The organism is Actinacidiphila paucisporea (assembly GCF_900142575.1).
GTDB classification, from domain to species: Bacteria; Actinomycetota; Actinomycetes; order Streptomycetales; family Streptomycetaceae; genus Actinacidiphila; species Actinacidiphila paucisporea.
Map to the genome: position 1 here is coordinate 658,005 of NZ_FRBI01000002.1, position 18,632 is coordinate 676,636.

At 70.2% G+C, this 18,632-nt stretch carries 12 protein-coding genes; 4 read left to right on the plus strand and 8 right to left on the minus strand.

All coding sequences use genetic code 11. The annotated features are described in order from the left end of the window. Positions 1–6 precede the first annotated feature (6 nt). Positions 7–2,397 carry an ATP-binding cassette domain-containing protein gene (locus BUE44_RS06025; protein ID WP_073494448.1) on the minus strand — a complete coding sequence of 797 codons (2,391 nt, stop codon included), beginning with the start codon at positions 2,395–2,397 and terminating at the stop codon, positions 7–9. A gap of 200 nt (positions 2,398–2,597) precedes the next feature. Between BUE44_RS06025 and BUE44_RS06030 the strand changes: the two genes are divergently transcribed. The 3 genes from BUE44_RS06030 to BUE44_RS06040 all read left to right on the plus strand — a co-directional run bounded on the left by BUE44_RS06030 (position 2,598) and on the right by BUE44_RS06040 (position 6,012). Further along, positions 2,598–4,190: an MFS transporter gene (locus BUE44_RS06030; protein ID WP_073494450.1), complete on the plus strand. Its 1,593-nt coding sequence runs from the start codon at positions 2,598–2,600 to the stop codon at positions 4,188–4,190. Further along, positions 4,187–4,807 carry a TetR/AcrR family transcriptional regulator gene (locus tag BUE44_RS06035; protein WP_073494452.1) on the plus strand — a complete coding sequence of 207 codons (621 nt, stop codon included), beginning with the start codon at positions 4,187–4,189 and terminating at the stop codon, positions 4,805–4,807. Before BUE44_RS06030 ends, BUE44_RS06035 begins: the two co-directional genes overlap by 4 nt. Before the next feature lie 281 nt (positions 4,808–5,088). Beyond that, complete coding sequence (locus tag BUE44_RS06040; protein ID WP_073494627.1) at positions 5,089–6,012, plus strand: endonuclease/exonuclease/phosphatase family protein; 924 nt, start codon at positions 5,089–5,091, stop codon at positions 6,010–6,012. A gap of 26 nt (positions 6,013–6,038) precedes the next feature. Here the strand turns inward: BUE44_RS06040 and BUE44_RS06045 are convergent, their stop codons facing one another. The 7 genes from BUE44_RS06045 to BUE44_RS06075 all read right to left on the minus strand — a co-directional run bounded on the left by BUE44_RS06045 (position 6,039) and on the right by BUE44_RS06075 (position 16,008). Further along, positions 6,039–7,550: a N,N-dimethylformamidase beta subunit family domain-containing protein gene (locus BUE44_RS06045; RefSeq protein WP_235001918.1), complete on the minus strand. Its 1,512-nt coding sequence runs from the start codon at positions 7,548–7,550 to the stop codon at positions 6,039–6,041. Positions 7,551–7,669: 119 nt separating this feature from the next. Further along, the gene (locus BUE44_RS06050; protein ID WP_073494455.1) at positions 7,670–9,430 is read right to left on the minus strand and encodes an NAD+ synthase; all 1,761 of its coding nucleotides are present in this window, start codon (positions 9,428–9,430) and stop codon (positions 7,670–7,672) included. A gap of 139 nt (positions 9,431–9,569) precedes the next feature. Beyond that, a complete protein-coding gene (locus BUE44_RS06055) occupies positions 9,570–11,207 on the minus strand; it encodes a glycoside hydrolase family 13 protein (RefSeq protein ID WP_073494457.1) in 1,638 nt (545 codons plus the stop codon). A gap of 126 nt (positions 11,208–11,333) precedes the next feature. Beyond that, complete coding sequence (locus BUE44_RS06060; RefSeq protein WP_073494459.1) at positions 11,334–12,224, minus strand: carbohydrate ABC transporter permease; 891 nt, start codon at positions 12,222–12,224, stop codon at positions 11,334–11,336. A 14-nt stretch (positions 12,225–12,238) separates the two neighbouring features. Beyond that, entirely contained in the window at positions 12,239–13,192 is a 954-nt protein-coding gene (locus tag BUE44_RS06065; RefSeq protein ID WP_073494461.1) for a carbohydrate ABC transporter permease, read from the minus strand. Between the two features lie 86 nt (positions 13,193–13,278). Continuing rightward, positions 13,279–14,682 (minus strand): ABC transporter substrate-binding protein, encoded by a 1,404-nt coding sequence (locus tag BUE44_RS06070; protein WP_073494464.1) that lies wholly within the window; start codon positions 14,680–14,682, stop codon positions 13,279–13,281. Positions 14,683–14,982: 300 nt separating this feature from the next. Next, positions 14,983–16,008, minus strand: coding sequence for a LacI family DNA-binding transcriptional regulator (locus BUE44_RS06075; RefSeq protein WP_073494467.1), 1,026 nt, complete (start codon positions 16,006–16,008; stop codon positions 14,983–14,985). Positions 16,009–16,179: 171 nt separating this feature from the next. Here BUE44_RS06075 and BUE44_RS06080 point away from each other — a divergent pair, with 171 nt between their 5' ends. Then, the gene (locus BUE44_RS06080; protein ID WP_073494469.1) at positions 16,180–18,459 is read left to right on the plus strand and encodes a galactose-binding domain-containing protein; all 2,280 of its coding nucleotides are present in this window, start codon (positions 16,180–16,182) and stop codon (positions 18,457–18,459) included. Positions 18,460–18,632: the final 173 nt, after the last annotated feature.

An 18,632-nucleotide genomic window follows, 5' to 3' on the forward strand; every position in this document is an offset into this window, starting at 1 on the left:
GCGCGCCTACGTCTCGCTGACGTAGGCGGCGAGGTGTCGGCCGGTGAGGGTGGAGCAGGTGGTCACCAGGTCGGCGGGGGTGCCCTCGAAGACGATGTGGCCGCCGTCGTGGCCGGCGCCCGGGCCGAGGTCGATGATCCAGTCGGCGTGGGCCATGACGGCCTGGTGGTGTTCCACGACGATGACGGACTTGCCGGAGTCGACGAGGCGGTCGAGCAGGGCCAGGAGCTGTTCGACGTCGGCGAGGTGGAGGCCGGTGGTCGGTTCGTCCAGGACGTAGACGCCGGCCTTCTCGGCCATGTGCGTGGCCAGCTTGAGGCGTTGGCGCTCGCCGCCGGAGAGCGTGGTGAGGGGCTGGCCGAGGCTGAGGTAGCCCAGGCCCACGTCGGCGAGGCGGGTGAGGATCGTGTGGGCCGCCGGCGTGTGGGCGTCGCCCGAGCCGAAGAAGTCCTCCGCCTCGGCCACCGACATGGCCAGCACCTCGCTGATGTCCCGCCCGCCGAAGCGGTATTCGAGCACGGAGGCCTGGAAGCGCCGGCCCTCGCACTCCTCGCAGACGCTCGTGACGCCGGCCATCATGGCCAGGTCGGTGTAGACGACGCCGACGCCGTTGCAGGTCGGGCAGGCGCCTTCCGAATTGGCGCTGAAGAGCGCCGGCTTGACGCCGTTGGCCTTCGCGAAGGCCTTGCGGATCGGGTCGAGCAGGCCGGTGTACGTCGCCGGGTTGCTGCGGCGCGAGCCGCGGATCGGGGCCTGGTCGATCGAGACGACACCGGCGTCGGCGGGGATGGAGCCGTGCACGAGCGAGCTCTTGCCGGAGCCGGCCACGCCGGTGATGACGGTGAGCACCCCGAGCGGGATGTCGACGTCGACGTCGCGCAGGTTGTGCGTCGTGGCGCCGCGGATCTCCAGCGCCCCGGCCGGCTCCCGTACCGCCTTTTTCAGCGCGGCCCGGTCGTCCAGGTGGCGGCCGGTGACGGTGCCGGAGGAGCGCAGGCCCTCGATGGTGCCCTCGAAGCAGACGGTGCCGCCGTCGGTGCCGGCGCCGGGGCCGAGGTCGACCACGTGGTCGGCGATGACGATGGTCTCCGGCTTGTGCTCCACGACCAGCACCGTGTTGCCCTTGTCCCGCAGTTGCAGCAGCAGCTCGTTCATGCGCTGGATGTCGTGCGGGTGCAGGCCGATGGTCGGTTCGTCGAAGACGTAGGTGACGTCGGTGAGCGGCGAGCCGAGGTGGCGGACCATCTTGACGCGCTGCGCCTCGCCGCCCGACAGGGTGCCGGCCGGACGGTCGAGCGAGAGGTAGCCGAGGCCGATCTCGACGAAGGAGTCCAGGCTGTCGCGCAGGGAGGCCAGCAGCGGTGCCACCGAGGGCTCGCGCAGGCCGCGGACCCAGTCCGCGAGGTCGCTGATCTGCATCGCGCAGGCGTCGGCGATGCTGATCTTGCCGATCTTGGAGGCCCTGGCGCCCTCGCTGAGCCGGGTGCCGTCGCACTCGGGACAGGTGTCGAAGGCGACCGCCCGCTCCACGAAGGCCCGGATGTGCGGCTGCATCGCGTCCTTGTCCTTGGACAGCATCGACTTCTGGATCCGGGGGATCAGCCCCTCGTACGTCATGTTGATGCCGGCGATCTTCATCCGGGTGGGCTCGTGGTGCAGGAAGGCGTGCAGTTCCTTCTTGGTGAACCCGCGGATCGGCTTGGCCGGGTCGACCAGGCCGGACTCCTTGTAGAGCCGCATGTTCCAGCTGTCCGAGCCGTAGCCGGGGATGGTGATCGCGCCCTCGTCCAGCGATTTGGCGTCGTCGTAGAGCTGGGTCAGGTCGATGTCGGAGACGGTGCCGCGGCCCTCGCAGCGCGGGCACATGCCGCCGGTGCGGTCGAAGGTGGCCTTGACCGCCTTCCTGGCGCCGCGCTCGACGGTGATCGCGCCGGCCGCGTGGACCGAGGGCACGTTGAAGGCGTAGGCGCTCGGCGGGCCGATGTGCGGCTTCCCGAGCCGGCTGAAGAGGATGCGCAGCAGGGCGTTGGCGTCGGTGGCGGTGCCGACCGTGGAGCGCGGGTCGGCGCCCATCCGCTGCTGGTCCACCACGATCGCGGTGGTCAGCCCGTCGAGCACGTCGACGTCGGGCCGTGAGAGCGTCGGCATGAAGCCCTGGACGAAGGCGCTGTAGGTCTCGTTGATGAGCCGCTGCGACTCGGCGGCGACCGTGCCGAAGACCAGGGAGCTCTTGCCGGAGCCGGAGACGCCGGTGAAGACCGTCAGCCGGCGCTTGGGGATCTCGACGCTCACGTCCTTGAGGTTGTTCACCCGTGCGCCGTGCACCCGGATCAGATCGTGGCTGTCGGCGCTGCCGGGCGCCTGCGGCTGGTGGTCCGTCCTGGCGGGCTTGCCCATGGTGTCTCCCTCGGTCGCACGGGCCGCCTCCCCGGGATCGGCCCTGGTGACACGCTACGGGTGCGGGGCGGGCCGCGCTTCTCTGTTCCTGATCGGCTTCCGGCAGTGATAGGCCCCCGACCTGGCCCTCCCCGCCGGTTTTACCCGGACTTTACGATACGAGACACCTCCGTATCGTAAATCCGTCCTACGCTGACAGCATGGCCGACAATCCGACGTTCACCGTCCCTGAGGCGATACACCGCCGGCGCTGGGCGATCCTCACCGTGCTGCTGTTCAGCCTGCTGGTCGTGGTGCTGGACAACTCCATCCTCAACGTGGCGATGAAGACGATCGCGCAGCCGAAGCCGACCGGGCTCGGCGCGACGCAGAGCCAGCTGGAATGGGCGATCAACTCCTACACCCTGGTCTTCGCCGGCCTGCTGTTCACCGCGGGGCTGCTGGGCGACCGGCTCGGCCGCAAGAAGGTGCTGCTGTTCGGCATGCTGGTCTTCGGCGTCGGCTCCGCGCTGTCGGCGTCGGCCGGGTCCGCCGGCGAACTGATCGCCTACCGCGGCCTGATGGGCTTCGGCGGCGCCTTCATCATGCCCGCGACGCTGGCCATCATCATGAACGTCTTCCAGCGCGAGGAGCAGCCGAAGGCGATCGGCATCTGGGCCGGTGTCGTGGGCCTGGCCATCGCGATCGGGCCGATCACCGGCGGCCTGCTGCTCCAGCACTTCTGGTGGGGCTCGGTCTTCCTGGTCAACGTGCCGATCGTGGTCGCCGGACTGATCGCGATGTTCGTCCTCGTCCCCGACTCGAAGGACCCCAGGCCCGGCAAGCTCGACCCGGTCGGCGTGCTGGTGTCGATGGCCGGCCTGGTGCTGCTGATCTACGGCATCATCAAGGGCGGCCAGGCCGGCGACTTCACCAAGCCCGAGGTGTGGGTGACCGTGCTCGGCGGTGTGCTGGTCCTGGCCGGCTTCGTCTGGTACGAGAAGCGCAGCGACCACCCGGCGCTGGACGTGACGTACTTCAAGAAGCGGCAGTTCTCCGCCTCCGTCGCCGCCATCGGCCTGGTCTTCTTCGCGCTGATGGGCGTGACCTTCTTCATCGTCTTCTACACCCAGTCCGTCCGCGGCTACAGCGCCCTGCAGTCCGGCCTGCTACTGCTCCCGCTGGCCGCCGCGCAGATGGTCTTCGCGCCCAGGGCGCGGCTGCTGGTCGACCGGTTCGGCGCGCGGGCGGTCTGCGCGGCCGGTATGACGATGACCGGCGTGTCCTTCCTGGGCTTCCTGCTGCTCGGCGCGGACACCCCGATCTGGGTGCTCGAAGTGCTGTTCTTCCTGATGGGCACGTCCATGGCGCACGTCATGCCGCCCGCCACCGTGATGATCATGTCGTCGCTGCCGCGTGAGAAGGCCGGCTCGGGCTCCGCCATAAACAACGTCTTCCGCCAGGTCGGCGGGGCGATCGGCGTCGCCGTGCTCGGCTCGCTGATGTCCACGGTCTACCGCAACGGCATCGACAGCCACCTCGGCGGGCTGCCCGCGCCCGCCCGGCACTCCGCGGGGGAGTCCGTCGAGGCCACCCTCGGCGTCGCCGCGAAGCTCGGCCCCAAGGGGCAGAACCTGGTCGAGCCTGCCCACCACGCCTTCATCCACGCCATGCACGTCACCGCCGCCGCCTCCGGCGGTGTCGCGCTGGTCGGCGCGCTGGTGGTGCTGGTCTTCCTGCCCGGCAGGGACAGGCCCGCGGCCGCCGAGCCCGGCGGTGAGGCGGAGCTGACGATGGCCGGTGCCGAGCAATGAGCGGACCGGATACGACCGCCGTGCCGCGCGGGCGCCCGCGCGACGCGGCCGTCGGCCACAAGGTCATCGAGACGGTTCTGCGGCTCATCGCCGAGGGGACGCCCTTCGGCGACCTGACGATGGAGGGCATCGCCCGCGAGGCCGGCGTCGGCAAGGCGACGGTCTACCGGCGGTGGGCCGGCAAGGACGCGCTGCTGCTGGACGCGATGGTCGCCGTCGACAACCCCGCGATGCCGGAACTGCCCGGCACGTCCTTCCGCGACGATCTGGTCGTCGCGGTCGAGACGATACGCCGGCGCGGCCTGGCCAAACGGGACTCCGCGATGCTGCGCAACATGCTGACGCAGGCGCAGAACAACCCGGAGTTGTGGCGGCGCTACCACGAGACGGTCATCGCCACCAGGCGTGCCGCGCTCAGGCGGCTGCTGGAGCGGGGCATCGAACTCGGGGCGGTCCGGCCCGAGCTGGGCTCCGACCTGGAGCTGCTGGTCGACTTCGTCACCGGCCCGATGCTCGTCCGCACCGCCTTCCACCAGGACGCCCCGCTGGACGAGGGCCTCGCCGAGCGGGTGGTCGACCTCATCCTCGACGGCATCGCCCCCGACCCCGCCGAATAGCAGCGCGCCCGTCTGCGCGGAGCGCCGCACGTACGGGTTTCGTCACAAGCAGGGTGATTCGGGCGTGCGGAGGGAACCCGCACGGGGGCGGGGGCCGTCGGTTCACATACCGATCCCATAGGGTCGGCGGAGCACCCGGCAAGGCAGCGAGGATCCTCATGACCCAGGCGCAGAGCAGCACGGAGGCGGCCGCGGGCGGCGACGGCACGCCGGAGCCGGCCGAGGCCGGCCGGCGGGAACGGGTGGTGGAACGGTTCCTGCGCTGGTGGCGCCCCGCCGGGATGTGGCGGCGGGGCATCGTGCTGGCCGCGGTGAGCGTGCTGCTCACCGCCCTGCTGTTCTTCCACTCCACGATCCCCAACCGGATCGGCAACCTGGGCAGCCTGCTGGAGACGTTCCTGCCCTGGCTCGGCGTGGCGCTGCCGGTGCTGCTCGTGCTGGCGGTGCTGCGGCGGTCGGCGACCGCCCTGATCGCGCTGCTGCTGCCCTCCCTGGTGTGGCTGAACCTCTTCGGCGGGCTCCTCATCGACAAGACCGGGTCCGGCGGCGACCTGATGGTGGTGACGCACAACGTCAACGCCGAGAACGCGGACCCCGACGGCACCGCGCGGGACCTGGTCGCGGCCGGGGCCGACATCGTGGCGCTGGAGGAGCTGGCAGAGAACCAGGCGCCCCGCTACGCGCAGGATCTCAAGGCCGCCTACCCCTACCACTCGGTGCAGGGCACGGTCGGGCTGTGGAGCAAGTACCCGATCAGCGGGGTGCGGCCGGTGGACATCAAGATGGGCTGGACGCGGGCGATGCGGGCCGCGGTGAGCATGCCGGACGGGAAGGTCGCCGTCTACGTGGCCCATCTGCCGTCCGTGCGGGTGAAATTCCACGCCGGGTTCACCGCAGGGCAGCGGGACAGCGCCGCCGGCGCGCTCGGCGAGGCCATCGCGGCGGAGCCGCTGCACAGCGTCGTGCTGCTCGGCGACCTCAACGGCACCATGAACGACCGGGCGTTGGCGTCGGTCACCTCGCAGATGCGCTCCACCCAGGGGGCCGCGGGCAACGGCATGGGCTTCAGCTGGCCGGCCGGCACACCGATGGCGCGGATCGACCAGATCATGGTCAAGGGCGTGGAGCCCCGGTCCTCCTGGACCCTGCCGAGGACCGGCAGCGACCACCTTCCGATCGCCGCCCGCCTCCAACTGCCGAGGTAGCCGGCCCACTCCGGCGCCGGGGTCGGTCAGCTCCCGTACAGCCGCCGCACGTTGTCCCGTGGCGCGGGCCGGGTCGTCCCCGCCGGGCCCGCCGCGAAGCCGGTGAGCACGTTCTCCGTGGCCCTGGTGACGAACAGCCGGGTCCGCTCGTCCATCCCGTGGTCGCGCCCGTCCAGGCCGGTGCCCGCGACGAGCCCCTCCACCCAGCGCATCGTCCCGGTGGCGAAGACTCCCGCGCCGCCGGGCACCGTGTAGTAGGCCGAGTCGGAGTGGCTGTCGCGGCCCTGGCAGACCAGTGGTGAGTGGGCGAGGATCTCGACCGGCGCCGGGGTCGGGAAGCCGGGGTCGACCCGGTCGTACTCGACGCCGACCAGGTGGTCGAAGCGGTCGCCCTGCGCGGCGCCGGTCCCCGCGAAGATCCAGTGGTCGGCGTTCTCCACCACGTAGGGGGCGTCGGCCGGATAGCCCTCGTAGAGGACCCCGGTCAGCGAGGACTCGGGGTCGGCGGCCGGCCGGGCGCGGAAGTCGGTGGTGGGCCGCGAGGGGTGCCCCGCCAGGTACGGGTCGAGGTGGTAGTCGGTCTTGTAGCAGACCACGGTGCGGGCGTCGGCCTCCAGACGGACCCGCCGGTAGCAGGAGTTCGCGCCCAGGAAGACCAGGTTGGTGCCCGCGTCACGCGCGGCCGTGACGTGCCCGCGCTGCTCAGGCGTCCAGTATTCGTCGTGCCCGAGCGAGACGGCCGTGGTCGCGCCGCGCAGCACCCCGGGGTCCCGGTGGACGTCGGTGCCCGTCGTGTACGCCAGCGGCAGGCCGAGACGCTCGGCGAGCACCACCAGGGGCCGCTCGTAGACCAGGAACTTCTCGGCGCCGCTCGCCGCGTACGGCCGGTCGAAGGACACCGCGTACGACCGGTGCCCGTAGGTGCCGTCCCGGCCGGTGTAGAGGCTGTAGCCGCCCCAGTCGTTGTACGCCTGCCAGGTCGTGGGGGCGTGCATGATCAGCGTCCGGCCCGCGGCGGTGGCCGAGCGGACCACCAGCGGGACGTACCGCTGGTGGCCGCTGCCGGCCGTGAGCACCAGCAGGTAGGCGCCTTCCGGCCAGCCGTCGGTGGCGACGTCGAGGCTGCGCTCCCAGCCGGCCCGTACGGTCCTGGTGGGCAGGTCCAGCCGGCCGCGGGGCTGCCGGCGGCCGGCCACCCGCTGCGAGGTCCACACCCGCCCGGCCTGCCTGCCGCCGTACCAGCCCACCCGCAGGGCGGTGACGTGGAAGGCGTCCGCGGTCGTGGACACGTACAGCCCGAACCGCTCGCCGGGAAGGACGCTGGCCTTGTCGGTGTAGCCCTCGACGGCGTCCGGCGGCCCCTCGTCGGCGATGCGCCAGTCGTCGGGGCGCACGGGCCGGGCGCGGCGCCGCGGGGGAGACGGCGTGCCGGCCTCGCAGCCGGCCGCCGCCGTGACGGCCCCGGCGACGGCCGCGGACAGGACGCGTCGCCGGCCGGGACCGTGCCCGGCCCCGGCACACCCGTCGACTGCGTCCACGTCCGCGTCCTCCCGGCAGGCGAGGGCCCGTGCCGCCGCTCGGCTCCGTCGTTACGATCCTGCGGGCCGACCGGCTGCCGCACGAGCTCAGCGCGGCCAAAAGCGGCAGTGGCCCGGGGTCAGGACGGCTCGCCCTCGCGCCAGCGGTTGGTGATCGGCAGCCTGCGGTCCTTGCCGAAGCCCTTCGCGGAGATCTTCGTCCCCGGCGGATACTGCCGCCGCTTGTACTCGGCGGTGTCGGTCAGCTTCAGGATGCGGGTCACCAGGTCCGCGTCGTAGCCGGCCGCGACGATCGCCTCCCGGCCCTGGTCGCGGTCGACGTACAGCTCCAGGATGCGGTCGAGCGCGTCGTAGTCGGGCAGCGAGTCGGTGTCGACCTGGCCGGGGCGCAGTTCGGCGCTCGGCGGCTTGCTGATCGAGTTCTCCGGGATCGGCGGGGTCTCGCCCTTCGCCTCGGCCACCGAGTTCCGCCAGCGGGCCAGCCGGAAGACGGTGGTCTTGTAGACGTCCTTGATCGGGCCGTACGCGCCGACCGAGTCGCCGTAGAGGGTCGAGTAACCCACCGCCAGCTCGCTCTTGTTGCCCGGCGCGAGCACGATGTGGCCCTCCTGGTTGGAGATCGCCATCAGCGTCACCCCGCGCAGCCGGGACTGGAGGTTCTCCTCGGCCAGCCCGGTCAGCGACAGCGACGCCATGTAGGCGTCGAACATCGGTGCGATGGAGACGGTACGGAAGTTCAGCCCGGTCCTGCGGGCCAGCTCCGCCGCGTCGCCCTGGGAGTGGTCCGAGGAGTACGCCGACGGCATCGACACGCCGTGGACGTTCTCCGGGCCGACCGCGTCGCACGCGAGGGCCGCGACCAGGGCCGAGTCGATACCGCCCGACACGCCGATCAGCACCGAGCGGAAGCCGTTCTTCTCCACGTACGCGCGCAGGCCGGTGACCAGCGCGCCGTAGATCTCGGCGTCGTCCGCGAGCCGCTCGGCGACCTCGCCGGTGAACTGCGGGGCGTACGGCGCCACCGGCTCCTCGGACAGCGTCACATGGCGGATCTCCAGGCCGTCGGCCACCCGGCCCGACGGCGCCTCGGCGGGCGCGGCCGGCAGGTCCAGGTCGAGGAGCACGCACTCCTCGGAGAACTGCGGGACCCGGGCGATCACGTCGCCGCCCGGCGAGACCGCGATGGTGTCGCCGTCGAAGACCAGCTCGTCCTGCGCGCCGACCATCGCCAGGTAGACCAGCGTGCAGCCCGCCTCCTGGGCCCGCTTGCGTACCAGCTCCAGGCGGGTGTCGTCCTTGTCGCGCTCGTACGGCGAGGCGTTGACCGACAGCAGCAGGCCGGCGCCGGCCGCACGGGCGCCCGGGACCCGGCCGCCGTCCTGCCACAGGTCCTCGCAGATCGCCAGCGCCACGTCGACCCCGCGGACCCTGATCACCGGCATGGTGTCGCCGGGCACGAAGTAGCGGAATTCGTCGAAGACGCCGTAGTTGGGCAGGTGGTGCTTGGCGAACCGCAGCGCCACCTTGCCGCGGTGCAGCACCGCGGCGCAGTTCTGCGGAGCGCCGGCCGGCTGGCCGAACCGCGGCCGGGCGTCCTGGCTACGGCCCAGGTAGCCGACGACGACCGGCAGTTCGCCGAACCCCTCGGCGTCGAGCCGCCCGGCCAGCTCCACCAGCGCGCTGCGGCTCGCCTCGACGAACGACGACCGCAGGGCCAGGTCCTCCACCGGGTATCCGGTGAGCATCATCTCGGGGAAGGCCACCAGGTGGGCTCCCTGCCCGGCCGCATGCCGGGTCCAGCGTACGACCGACTCGGCGTTCCCGGCGATGTCGCCGACGCGGGCGTCGATCTGATTCAGGGCGAGTCGTAGTTGAGGCACCGCCCCAGTCTAATCGTCACCTAGACGACATCGCTGTCGCTCAGGTCACACGGCGGTTCCACCCAGGGGAGAGGGTGCCCCCAAGGGGCGCCTGGGGGGTGCCCCCACCCGCCCCCGAGGGGCGCCCCCCTTGGGCCGCTCAGCCCCGCAGCCAGACCGCCGTGTCGGCCGGGAGGCGGCCCTCCGCGAGCGGCCCGCTGGCCAGCAGCACCGTGCCCTCGGGGAGCTGCGCGGGCGAGTCCGCCAGGTTCAGGACGCAGACGAACTCCGGGGAGCGCCGGAAGGCCAGCACGCCGGGAGCGGAGTCCAGCCACGCGAAGGATCCGTCGCCGAGCCCGGCCTCCGCGCGCCGCAGCCGCATGGCCGCACGGTAGAGGGAGAGCATCGAGTCCGGGTCGGCGGCCTGCGCGTCGGCGGTACGGGACGCCCAGTCGGCCGGCTGCGGAAGCCACGGCTCCGCGGTGGTCCCGGCCGGGCTGAACCCGAACGGCGACGCGGAACCCCCCCACGGAAGGGGCACCCGGCAGCCGTCCCGGCCCGGGTTGGTGTCGGCCGAGCGCAGGTACATCGGGTCCTGGAGCTTGTCCAGCGGGATGTCCTCGACCTCGGGGAGCCCCAGCTCCTCGCCCTGGTAGAGGTAGACCGAGCCGGGCAGGGCCAGCGTGAGCAGGGCCGCGGCCCGCGCCCGGCGGGTGCCGAGCTCCAGGTCGGTCGGGATGCCGAAGGCCTTGGTGGCGAAGTCGAAGCCGGTGTCGGCCCGGCCGTAGCGGGTCACCGTACGCGTCACGTCGTGGTTGCACAGCACCCAGGTGGCGGGCGCGCTCACCGGCGCGTGCGCCGCCAGCGTCGTGTCGATGGACGTACGCAGCCTGGCCGGCTCCCAGGGGCAGGCCAGGAAGTCGAAGTTGAAGGCGGTGTGCATCTCGTCGGGCCGCAGATACCGCGCGAAGCGCTCCGCGTCCGGCAGCCACACCTCGCCGACCAGGATGCGCGCGCCGGGGTAGGAGTCGGCGATCGACCGCCAGCCGCGGTAGATGTCGTGCAGCTCGTCCCGGTCGACGTACGGGTGCGGCACGCCCGGCTCGTCGGTCAGGTCGGGCAGCCCGGGGTCCTTGGACACCATGGCGGCGGAGTCGATGCGCACGCCGCCCGCGCCGCGGTCGAACCAGAACCGCAGGATGTCCTCGTGCTCGGCGCGGACGTCGGGGTGGTTCCAGTTGAGGTCGGGCTGCTCGGAGTCGAAGAGGTTCAAGAACCAGTCGCCGGGCGTGCCGTCCTGGTCGGTGGTCCTGGTCCACGCCGGGCCGCCGAACTGCGAGGGCCAGTTGTTCGGCGGCAGCTCGCCGTGCTCGCCGCGCCCCGGCCGGAACCAGAAGCGCTCCCGCGCGGGAGACCCCGGTCCCGCGGCGAGCGCCTCGCGGAACCACGGGTGCGCGGCGGATATGTGGTTCGGCACGATGTCGATGATCGTCCTGATGCCCAGCGCGAGGGCCTCGGAGATCAGCTTCTCGGCCTCGGCGAGCGTACCGAAGACCGGCTCGACGTCCCGGTAGTCCGCGACGTCGTAGCCGCCGTCGGCCATCGGCGACGGATACCACGGGCAGAACCACAGAGCGTTGACGCCCAGCTCGGCCAGATACGGCAGCCGGGACCGCACACCGGCGAGATCACCGGTCCCGTCACCATTGCTGTCGGCGAAGCTCCGCGGATAGACCTGGTAGATGACCGCGCCGCGCCACCAGTTCTCGTCGGCCTCGGGCTGAGGGGTGTCTGCCACGTCAACGTCCTTTCGGGCAGGTGGGACCCCGCCGCCGGCCCCGGGAGCGGGGATGTGGGCATAGGGACCGGCGGCGGAGTGCTGTGGGGTGGAGCGTTACGGAAGGCTGCGCGGCGGCATGGCCGGTCAGCCCTTGAGGCTGCCGGCGGTCAGGCCGGACATGATGTTGCGCTGGAAGAGCAGGAAGATCAGCAGGGTCGGCAGCGCGGAGATGGCGAGCGCGGCGATGAGCACGTTCTGCGGCACGCCCTGCGAGAGCGAGTTGATGCCGATGTTGATCGGCTGCTTGGCCGGGTCGGGCTCCACCAGCATCGGCCAGAGGAAGTCCTTCCAGACGTTGACCACGGCGAAGATCGACACCACCCCGAGGATCGGCCGGGACATCGGCAGCACGATCGACACCAGGGTGCGCATCGGCCCGGCCCCGTCGATGGCCGCCGCGGCCATCAGGTCGTCCGGGATCGAGTCGAAGAACCGCTTGAGCAGGAAGATGTTGAAGCCGTTGGCCACCGTCGGCAGCCAGATCGCCCAGGGGTGGTTGATCAGGTTGAGGTGCAGCAGCGGCAGGTCGAGCACCGTCATGTACTGCGGGATGATCAGCACCGCCGACGGGATCATCAGGGTGGCGAGCATGGCGCCGAGCACCACGTTGCCCATCACCGGGCGCAGCTTGGACAGCGCGTAGGCGGCGGTCACGTCGAAGACCAGCTGGAAGGCCAGCGCGCCGAAGGCGTAGTAGAAGGTGTTCCACAGCAGTCGGGCGAGCTTGAGCTGGGTCCACGCCGTCTTGTAGTTGGCCGGGTGCGGGTCCTTGGGCACCAGGGTCGGCGGGTTGTGGAGCACCTCGTGCACGGACTTGAAGCCGCTGGTGACCATCCAGTACAGCGGTCCGACGAAGACCAGGGTGAAGACCACGAGCACCACGGACAGCACGGTCCAGTAGATGACCTTTCCCCGGGGCCTTGCCAGGGTCGCGGACGAGATCAGCGTCCGGTTCGCGGGAGAGAAATCTGCCATGATCGTGATCCGTCCTAGTCGCTGTTCCGGTTGATCCGCGCGTACAGGCCGGAGAATCCGGCGAGCACCAGGAGCAGGAAGAGGCCGAGCGCTGCCGCGCCACCGAAATTGTTGTAGTGGTAGCCGTACTGGTAGACCATGTAGACCACGGTCATCGTGGAATTCTCGGGACCGTTTCCGCCGGCCATCAGGAACACGTTGGTGAATTCCTGCATCGTCGCCACGATCTGGAGCAGCAGCATCAGCGAGAGGACCAGTTTGGTCTGCGGGATCGTCACGTGCCAGATCTTGCTCCACAGGCCCGCGCCGTCCAGGTCGGCGGCCTCGTACAGCTCGCCGGGTATGTTCTGCAGCGCCGCCAGGTAGATCAGCGTGGCACTTCCCATGCTCATCCACGTCGCCGCGACGACCACCGAGATCAGCGCGGTGTGCGACGAGTCGAGCCACTGCGACGTCGGCAGGTGGAAGATCTTGAGAATACGGTTGAACAGGCCGTATTCGGGGTTGTAGAAGTATTTGAAAAGCAGTGCGCCCGCCACCGGCGGGAGCATGACGGGCAGATACACCAGAATGCGCAGGTAGGCCTGTGCGTGCCGCAGTTCGTTGAGCAGGATCGCGACGAGGAAGGGCACCGCGAAACCGAGCAGCAGGGCGTAGAGCGTGAACATCCCGGTGTTCTTCCACGCCGTCCAGAAGTACGGGTCGTGGTAGACGGTCTTGATGTTCTTGAACCCGACCCAGGTGGTCACGCCGCGCTTGGTCGACTGGAAGCTCATGATGAACTCCCGGACCATCGGGTACCACGAGAAGAACCCGAAGCAGAGGATCGCCCCGATGAGGAACCCGTAGGCCTGGATGTTCTGGCTCAGTCTGCGGCTCGTGCCGCCCCGGCCGCCTTGGGCCCGAGGACCTGCGGCGCGCCCGGCGTGGCGCCTGGTTGTTTTGTCGGGGACGGTCGTCGCCGCCATGAAGGCTCCTCGGCTGGAAGCGGTGCGTGAGATCCGTGCCGCCGCGGGGGCCGGTCGCCGACCGGCCCCCGCGGGGGGCTGTGCTGTTACTGGCCGGCGGCCAGCAGCTGGTTCGCCTGCGTCTCGGCGGACGAGAGCAGCTTGCTGATGTCGGCGTTCTTGTTGCTCAGCACGCCGGACATCACGGTGTCGAGCACGGTGTAGAGCTTCTGCGCGTTCGGCGGCTCACCCTTCACCGGCACCTGCGCGTCCACGTAGGACTTGTAGTTCTGCACCGGGACGGTCGCGTACTGGGACTTGTCCGCGGTGTCGGTGGCCTTGGACTGGCCGGTGAAGAAGAAGGGCTGCGGCAGGCCGACCGGGATGCCGTCGGCCTTGTTGCGCGCGTAGTTGAACTGGCCCTTCTTCAGGGTCAGGAACTTGAAGTTGATCCAGGCGATGCCGGCCTTGATCTGGTCCGGGGAGTCCGACTTCTTGAAGAAGTAGTCGTTGCCGCCCATCAGCGAGGTCTTGCCGCCGGGGATCGGCGCCATGCCCAGGTCGTTGAAGTTGGCACCGTACTGCTGGACCATGAGCTGGATGTCGTCGGGGGCGGCGAGGTACATGCCGATCTGGCCCGCGCCCATCGCCTTCTGGCTCTCGCCCCACGCCTTGCCGGCGCTGGAGGGCATCGAGTTGTCCACCCAGCGCATGTCGTGGACGGTCTGCAGGATCGAGGTGGCCTCGGGGCCGTTGAACGCGGCCTTGCTGCCGTCGTCGCTGACCACGTTGTTGCCCGCGCCGTAGAGCGCCGAGGTCAGGTGCCAGCCGCCCTGGTTGCCCGCGCCGTACTCGAAGAACCCGTGGATGCCCTTGCTGCCGAGCTTGTCCTGGATGGCCTTGGCGTCGGTGCGGATCTCGTCCCAGGTGGTCGGCGGCTTGTCGGGGTCGAGGCCGGCGTCCTTGAAGATCTTGCGGTTGTAGATCAGGCCCATCGAGTAGTTCGTCGTCGGGAGGCCGTAGAGCTTGCCGTTGTCCTTCAGGATCGCCAGGACGTTGGGGTCGATGTCCTTGAGGTTCGGCACCGTCTTGTCGTTGACGTAGTCGGTGATGTCGGCGGCCTGGCCGGCGTCGAGGACCTGGTTGAGGTCGGTGACGTAGCTGTAGAAGACGTTGGTCTCGGACGAGCCCTGCAGCTGGGCGGTGAACTTGTCCGTGTCCTCGCAGGGGAACGTGTCCTTGCTGTTGATGGTCACGTTCGGGTACGTCTTGTGGAACTCGGCGATGTCGTCCAGCCACTGCTTGCGCTCGGGCTTCTTCGTCGTGGGCGGCATGCAGTCGACGCTGATCGTCACCTTGGTCTTCGGGTCCAAGGGAGTACCGGCGCTGGAGCTGCTCGCCTTGCTGCCGCTGTCGTCCTTCTTGCTGCTGGAGGAACATGCGGCACCGGTCAATCCGATGCCTGCGACCAGCGCGACTGCCACCAGTCTGCGGTAGCGGATTCTGCTCATGATCAAACCCTTCCCCTGAACCACTGCGCGTCTTTGGACTGCGATCTGGGACCCCCGCGGCGCATGATGCACTTGATGTCCGGCGCAGGTGCGCGCCACCGTCTCGGGTTGGCTCAACGTACTTAACCCGATAGATGTCCGCAAGATGTCGCGTGAATTTCGCAAAGACACGACTTGGTCACGACGGGCCGGTGTGCTGATCACGCTGCGGAGACGACTGAGCGCGCAGGTCCACCGCGCCGGCACCCGGCACGGTGAGCTGCGCGCTCTGCCCCGCGGACGCTCCCGGCGGGGTCCTCGCTACGCGTTCGTCCGGGCCTCCGGATGCGGGATGCGGGCCGGGTGCGGGGCGGGCCCGGTGGAACCGCGTACCACCAGCTCGGGCTCGAAGAACAGCTCGTCGTGGTCGACCGAGGCGCCGCTGATCTCCCCGGCCAGCAGGTCCACCGCGGCCCGCCCCATCGCCTCGATGGGCTGGCGCACGGTGGTCAGCGGCGGCTCGGTGCAGTTCATCAGCGACGAGTCGTCGTAACCGATGACCGAGACGTCCTCCGGCACCGACAACCGCCGCCTGCGGGCGGCCCTGATGGTGCCGAGCGCCAGCAGGTCGGAGGCGCAGATGAAGGCCGTGATGCCGCGCGCCAGCAGCCTGCTGGCCGCCGCCTGGCCGCCCTCCAGGGTGAACAGGGCGTGCTCCACGGTGACCGAGGGGTCCACCCGGCGGGCGGCCGCCAGCTTGCGGCGGGACGGCACGTGGTCGGGCGGGCCGAGCACCAGGGCGATCCGCCGGTGGCCCAGCGACATCAGGTGGTTCATCGCCTGTTCGACGGCCACCGCGTCGTCGCAGGAGACCCGCGGGAAGTCCAGATGGTCGATCGCGGCGTTCATCAGCACGGTCGGCAGGTTGCGTTCCGCGAGCCGTGCGTAGTGGTCGTGCGGGGACTCGGCCTGGGCGTAGAGCCCGCCGAAGAAGACGACGCCGGAGACATGCTGCTGGAGCAGCAGTTCCACGTAGTCGGCCTCGGAGACGCCGCCCGCGGTCTGGGTGCACAGCACCGGGGTGAAGCCCTGCTGTGCGAGTGCGCCACCGACCACCTCCGCGAAAGCGGGGAAGATCGGGTTCTGCAGCTCGGGCATGACCATGCCGACCAGCCGGGCGCGTTCGCCCCGCAGCTGGGTGGGCCGTTCGTATCCGAGCACGTCAAGGGCGGTGAGGACCGCGGCCCGGGTAGCGTCGGAGACGCCGGGCTTTCCGTTCAGCACCCGGCTGACGGTGGCCTCGCTCACCCCGACCTTCTTTGCCACCTCGGCAAGTCGTCGTGTCATGGCGTCGATTCTAGTACAGCTGGCGCAAGATTCTTGCGGTGAATTTGCGGAATCTCTGCAAGTCATCCAAATTTTGCGAAACCTGGTCGACATATTGCTGCGTCAGGTGGAGATCCCTAGGGTGTCGGTCGTCACACCAGCGACTCCCGTCAGAAGGGACCCCCCCACCGCATGGACACCAGACGTCGCACCTCGGCCTGGCTCGCCTCGGCGACCGCCGCCGCGCTCGCCGCCGGCGGACTCGCCTTCGCCATGAGCACCCAGACCGCCACCGCCGCCCCCACCGCGCAGGCCGTCTCCCCCTTCGCCGTCAACGGCGGCGCCACCGTACCCTTCACCGAGTACGAGGCCGAGTCCGCCGCCACCAACGGGTCGCAACTGGGCCCGGACTACACGCAGTCGACGGTCGCCTCCGAGGCGTCCGGCCGCCGTGCGGTCACCCTCGGCGGCCAGGGCAAGTACGTGGAATTCACCCTCGGAAAGGCGGCCAACGCCGTCGACGTGGCGGTGAACCTGCCGCGTGGCGCCTCCGGCACCGTGTCGGTCTACGTCAACGGCGCCAAGATCGCCGGCAAGCTCGCGGTCACCTCGCAGTACTCGTACGTGGACACCGGCTGGATCGCCGGTGCCAAGACGCACCACTACTTCGACGACTCCCGGCTGCTGCTCGGCCAGAACGTGGCCGCCGGCGGCAAGGTCAGGCTCCAGCTGGACGCCGGCGACACCGGCAGCGCGACCGTCGACGTGGCCGACTTCGAGCAGGTCGCGGGCGCCGCCACCCAGCCCGCGAACTCGATCTCGGTCGTCACCGACGGCGCCGACGCCGGCGGCGGCGGCGACTCCACCCAGGCCTTCCGGCAGGCGATATCCGACGCCAAGGCGCAGGGCAAGGAAGTCTGGATCCCCAAGGGCGACTTCAAGGTCACCTCGCAGATCCCGGCGGACGGCGTCACCCTGCGCGGCGCCGGCAACTGGTATTCGGTCGTGCACAGTTCGCACTTCATCGACCAGGGCTCGGCCGGCGGCAACACCAAGCTCTACGACTTCGCCGTCTTCGGCGACGTCAGCGTCCGCAACGACAACTCGCCCGACAACTTCGTCACCGGCAGCCTCGGCCCGAACTCGGTGGTCTCCGGGATGTGGGTGCAGCGCGAGAAGGTCGGCCTGTGGCTGACGGGCAACAACGACAACCTGGTGGTGCAGAACAGCCGCATCATCGGCACCACCGCCGACGGGCTGAACCTCGACGGCAGCGCCCACAACGTCACCGTCACCAACAACTTCCTGCGCAACCAGGGTGACGACTCGCTCGCCATGTGGTCGCTGGGCTCGCCCGACACCGGCAACTCCTTCGCCGGCAACACCATCGTGCAGCCCAACCTGGCCAACGGCATCGCGATCTACGGCGGCAGCAACAACACCGCCTCCAACAACGTGATCGCCGACACCAACGCGCTCGGCAGTGGCATCGCCATCTCCAACCAGGCCTTCCTGCAGCCCTTCAACCCGCTGTCGGGCACGGTCACCGTCTCCGGCAACACCCTCATCCGCACCGGTGCCATCAACCCCAACTGGGGCCACCCGATGGGTGCGCTGCGGGTCGACTCCTACGACTACGCCATCAGCAACGACGTGCGGATCAGCAACACCAGCTTCATCGACAGCCCCTACAGCGACTTCGAGTTCGTCTCCGGCGGCGGCCACGGCTACACCGTCAGCGGCGTCACGATCAGCGGCGCGACCGCGACGGGCACCGGCACCGTGGTGGTGCAGGCCGAGACGCCCGGCTCGGCCTCCTTCAGCAACGTGACGGCCACCGGCACCGGCGCGACCGGCGTCTACAACTGCTCCTACCCGGCGAACCTGCCCGCCTTCACGATCAACAAGGGCTCCGGCAACAGCGGTTGGGACGGCACCTGGGGCGACTGCAGCAGCTGGCCGCAGCCCGGCAGCGGCCCCGGCACCACGGCCGGCGGTGCGAGCAGCGGCACCACCGGCAGCACCACCGGCGGTACGACGACGCCGCCGGCGAGCGGCAACCTGGCGCGCGGCCGCAGCGTGACCGACACCGGCCACGCCGACGTCTACACCGCCGCCAACGCCGTCGACGGCAACGCGAGCACCTACTGGGAGTCGACCAACAACGCCTTCCCGCAGTCCATCACCGTCGACCTCGGCTCCGCACAGACCGTCGGCCGCGTCGTGATCAAACTGCCCCCCGCCACCGCCTGGGCCACCCGCACCGAAACCCTCTCCGTACTCGGCTCCACCAACAACAGCACCTGGACCACCCTCAAACCCTCCGCCGGCTACACCCTCAACCCCGCCACCGGCAACACCGCCACCATCACCCTGACCCCCACCAGCACCCGCTACCTGCGCCTCACCGTCACCGGCAACACCGGCTGGCCCGCAGCCCAACTCTCCGAACTGGAGGCCTACACCTCCTAGGGCATGTCGTTCGGATCTCCGTGGAGGAAGGAGCGGTGCTCGGTGCGTGCAGCTGCAAGGCGGAGGAAGGAGGCGACGCGGAGCCGTCGTCGACTGACGACAACGCGGCAGATGTGCGTGCCGGGCGCCGCGACGCCGCGGAGATCCACACGACAGGCCCCAGCACCCGGCCC

What these genes read in the sequence shown, in the direction of transcription:
- BUE44_RS06030 (WP_073494450.1), top strand. Translation starts at nt 2,598, where the DNA reads ATGGCCGACAATCCGACGTTCACCGTCCCTGAGGCGATACACCGCCGG.
- BUE44_RS06070 (WP_073494464.1), bottom strand. Translation starts at nt 14,682, where the DNA reads ATGAGCAGAATCCGCTACCGCAGACTGGTGGCAGTCGCGCTGGTCGCA.
- BUE44_RS06080 (WP_073494469.1), top strand. Translation starts at nt 16,180, where the DNA reads ATGGACACCAGACGTCGCACCTCGGCCTGGCTCGCCTCGGCGACCGCC.
- BUE44_RS06035 (WP_073494452.1), top strand. Translation starts at nt 4,187, where the DNA reads ATGAGCGGACCGGATACGACCGCCGTGCCGCGCGGGCGCCCGCGCGAC.
- BUE44_RS06025 (WP_073494448.1), bottom strand. Translation starts at nt 2,397, where the DNA reads ATGGGCAAGCCCGCCAGGACGGACCACCAGCCGCAGGCGCCCGGCAGC.
- BUE44_RS06040 (WP_073494627.1), top strand. Translation starts at nt 5,089, where the DNA reads ATGTGGCGGCGGGGCATCGTGCTGGCCGCGGTGAGCGTGCTGCTCACC.
- BUE44_RS06065 (WP_073494461.1), bottom strand. Translation starts at nt 13,192, where the DNA reads ATGGCGGCGACGACCGTCCCCGACAAAACAACCAGGCGCCACGCCGGG.
- BUE44_RS06060 (WP_073494459.1), bottom strand. Translation starts at nt 12,224, where the DNA reads ATGGCAGATTTCTCTCCCGCGAACCGGACGCTGATCTCGTCCGCGACC.
- BUE44_RS06075 (WP_073494467.1), bottom strand. Translation starts at nt 16,008, where the DNA reads ATGACACGACGACTTGCCGAGGTGGCAAAGAAGGTCGGGGTGAGCGAG.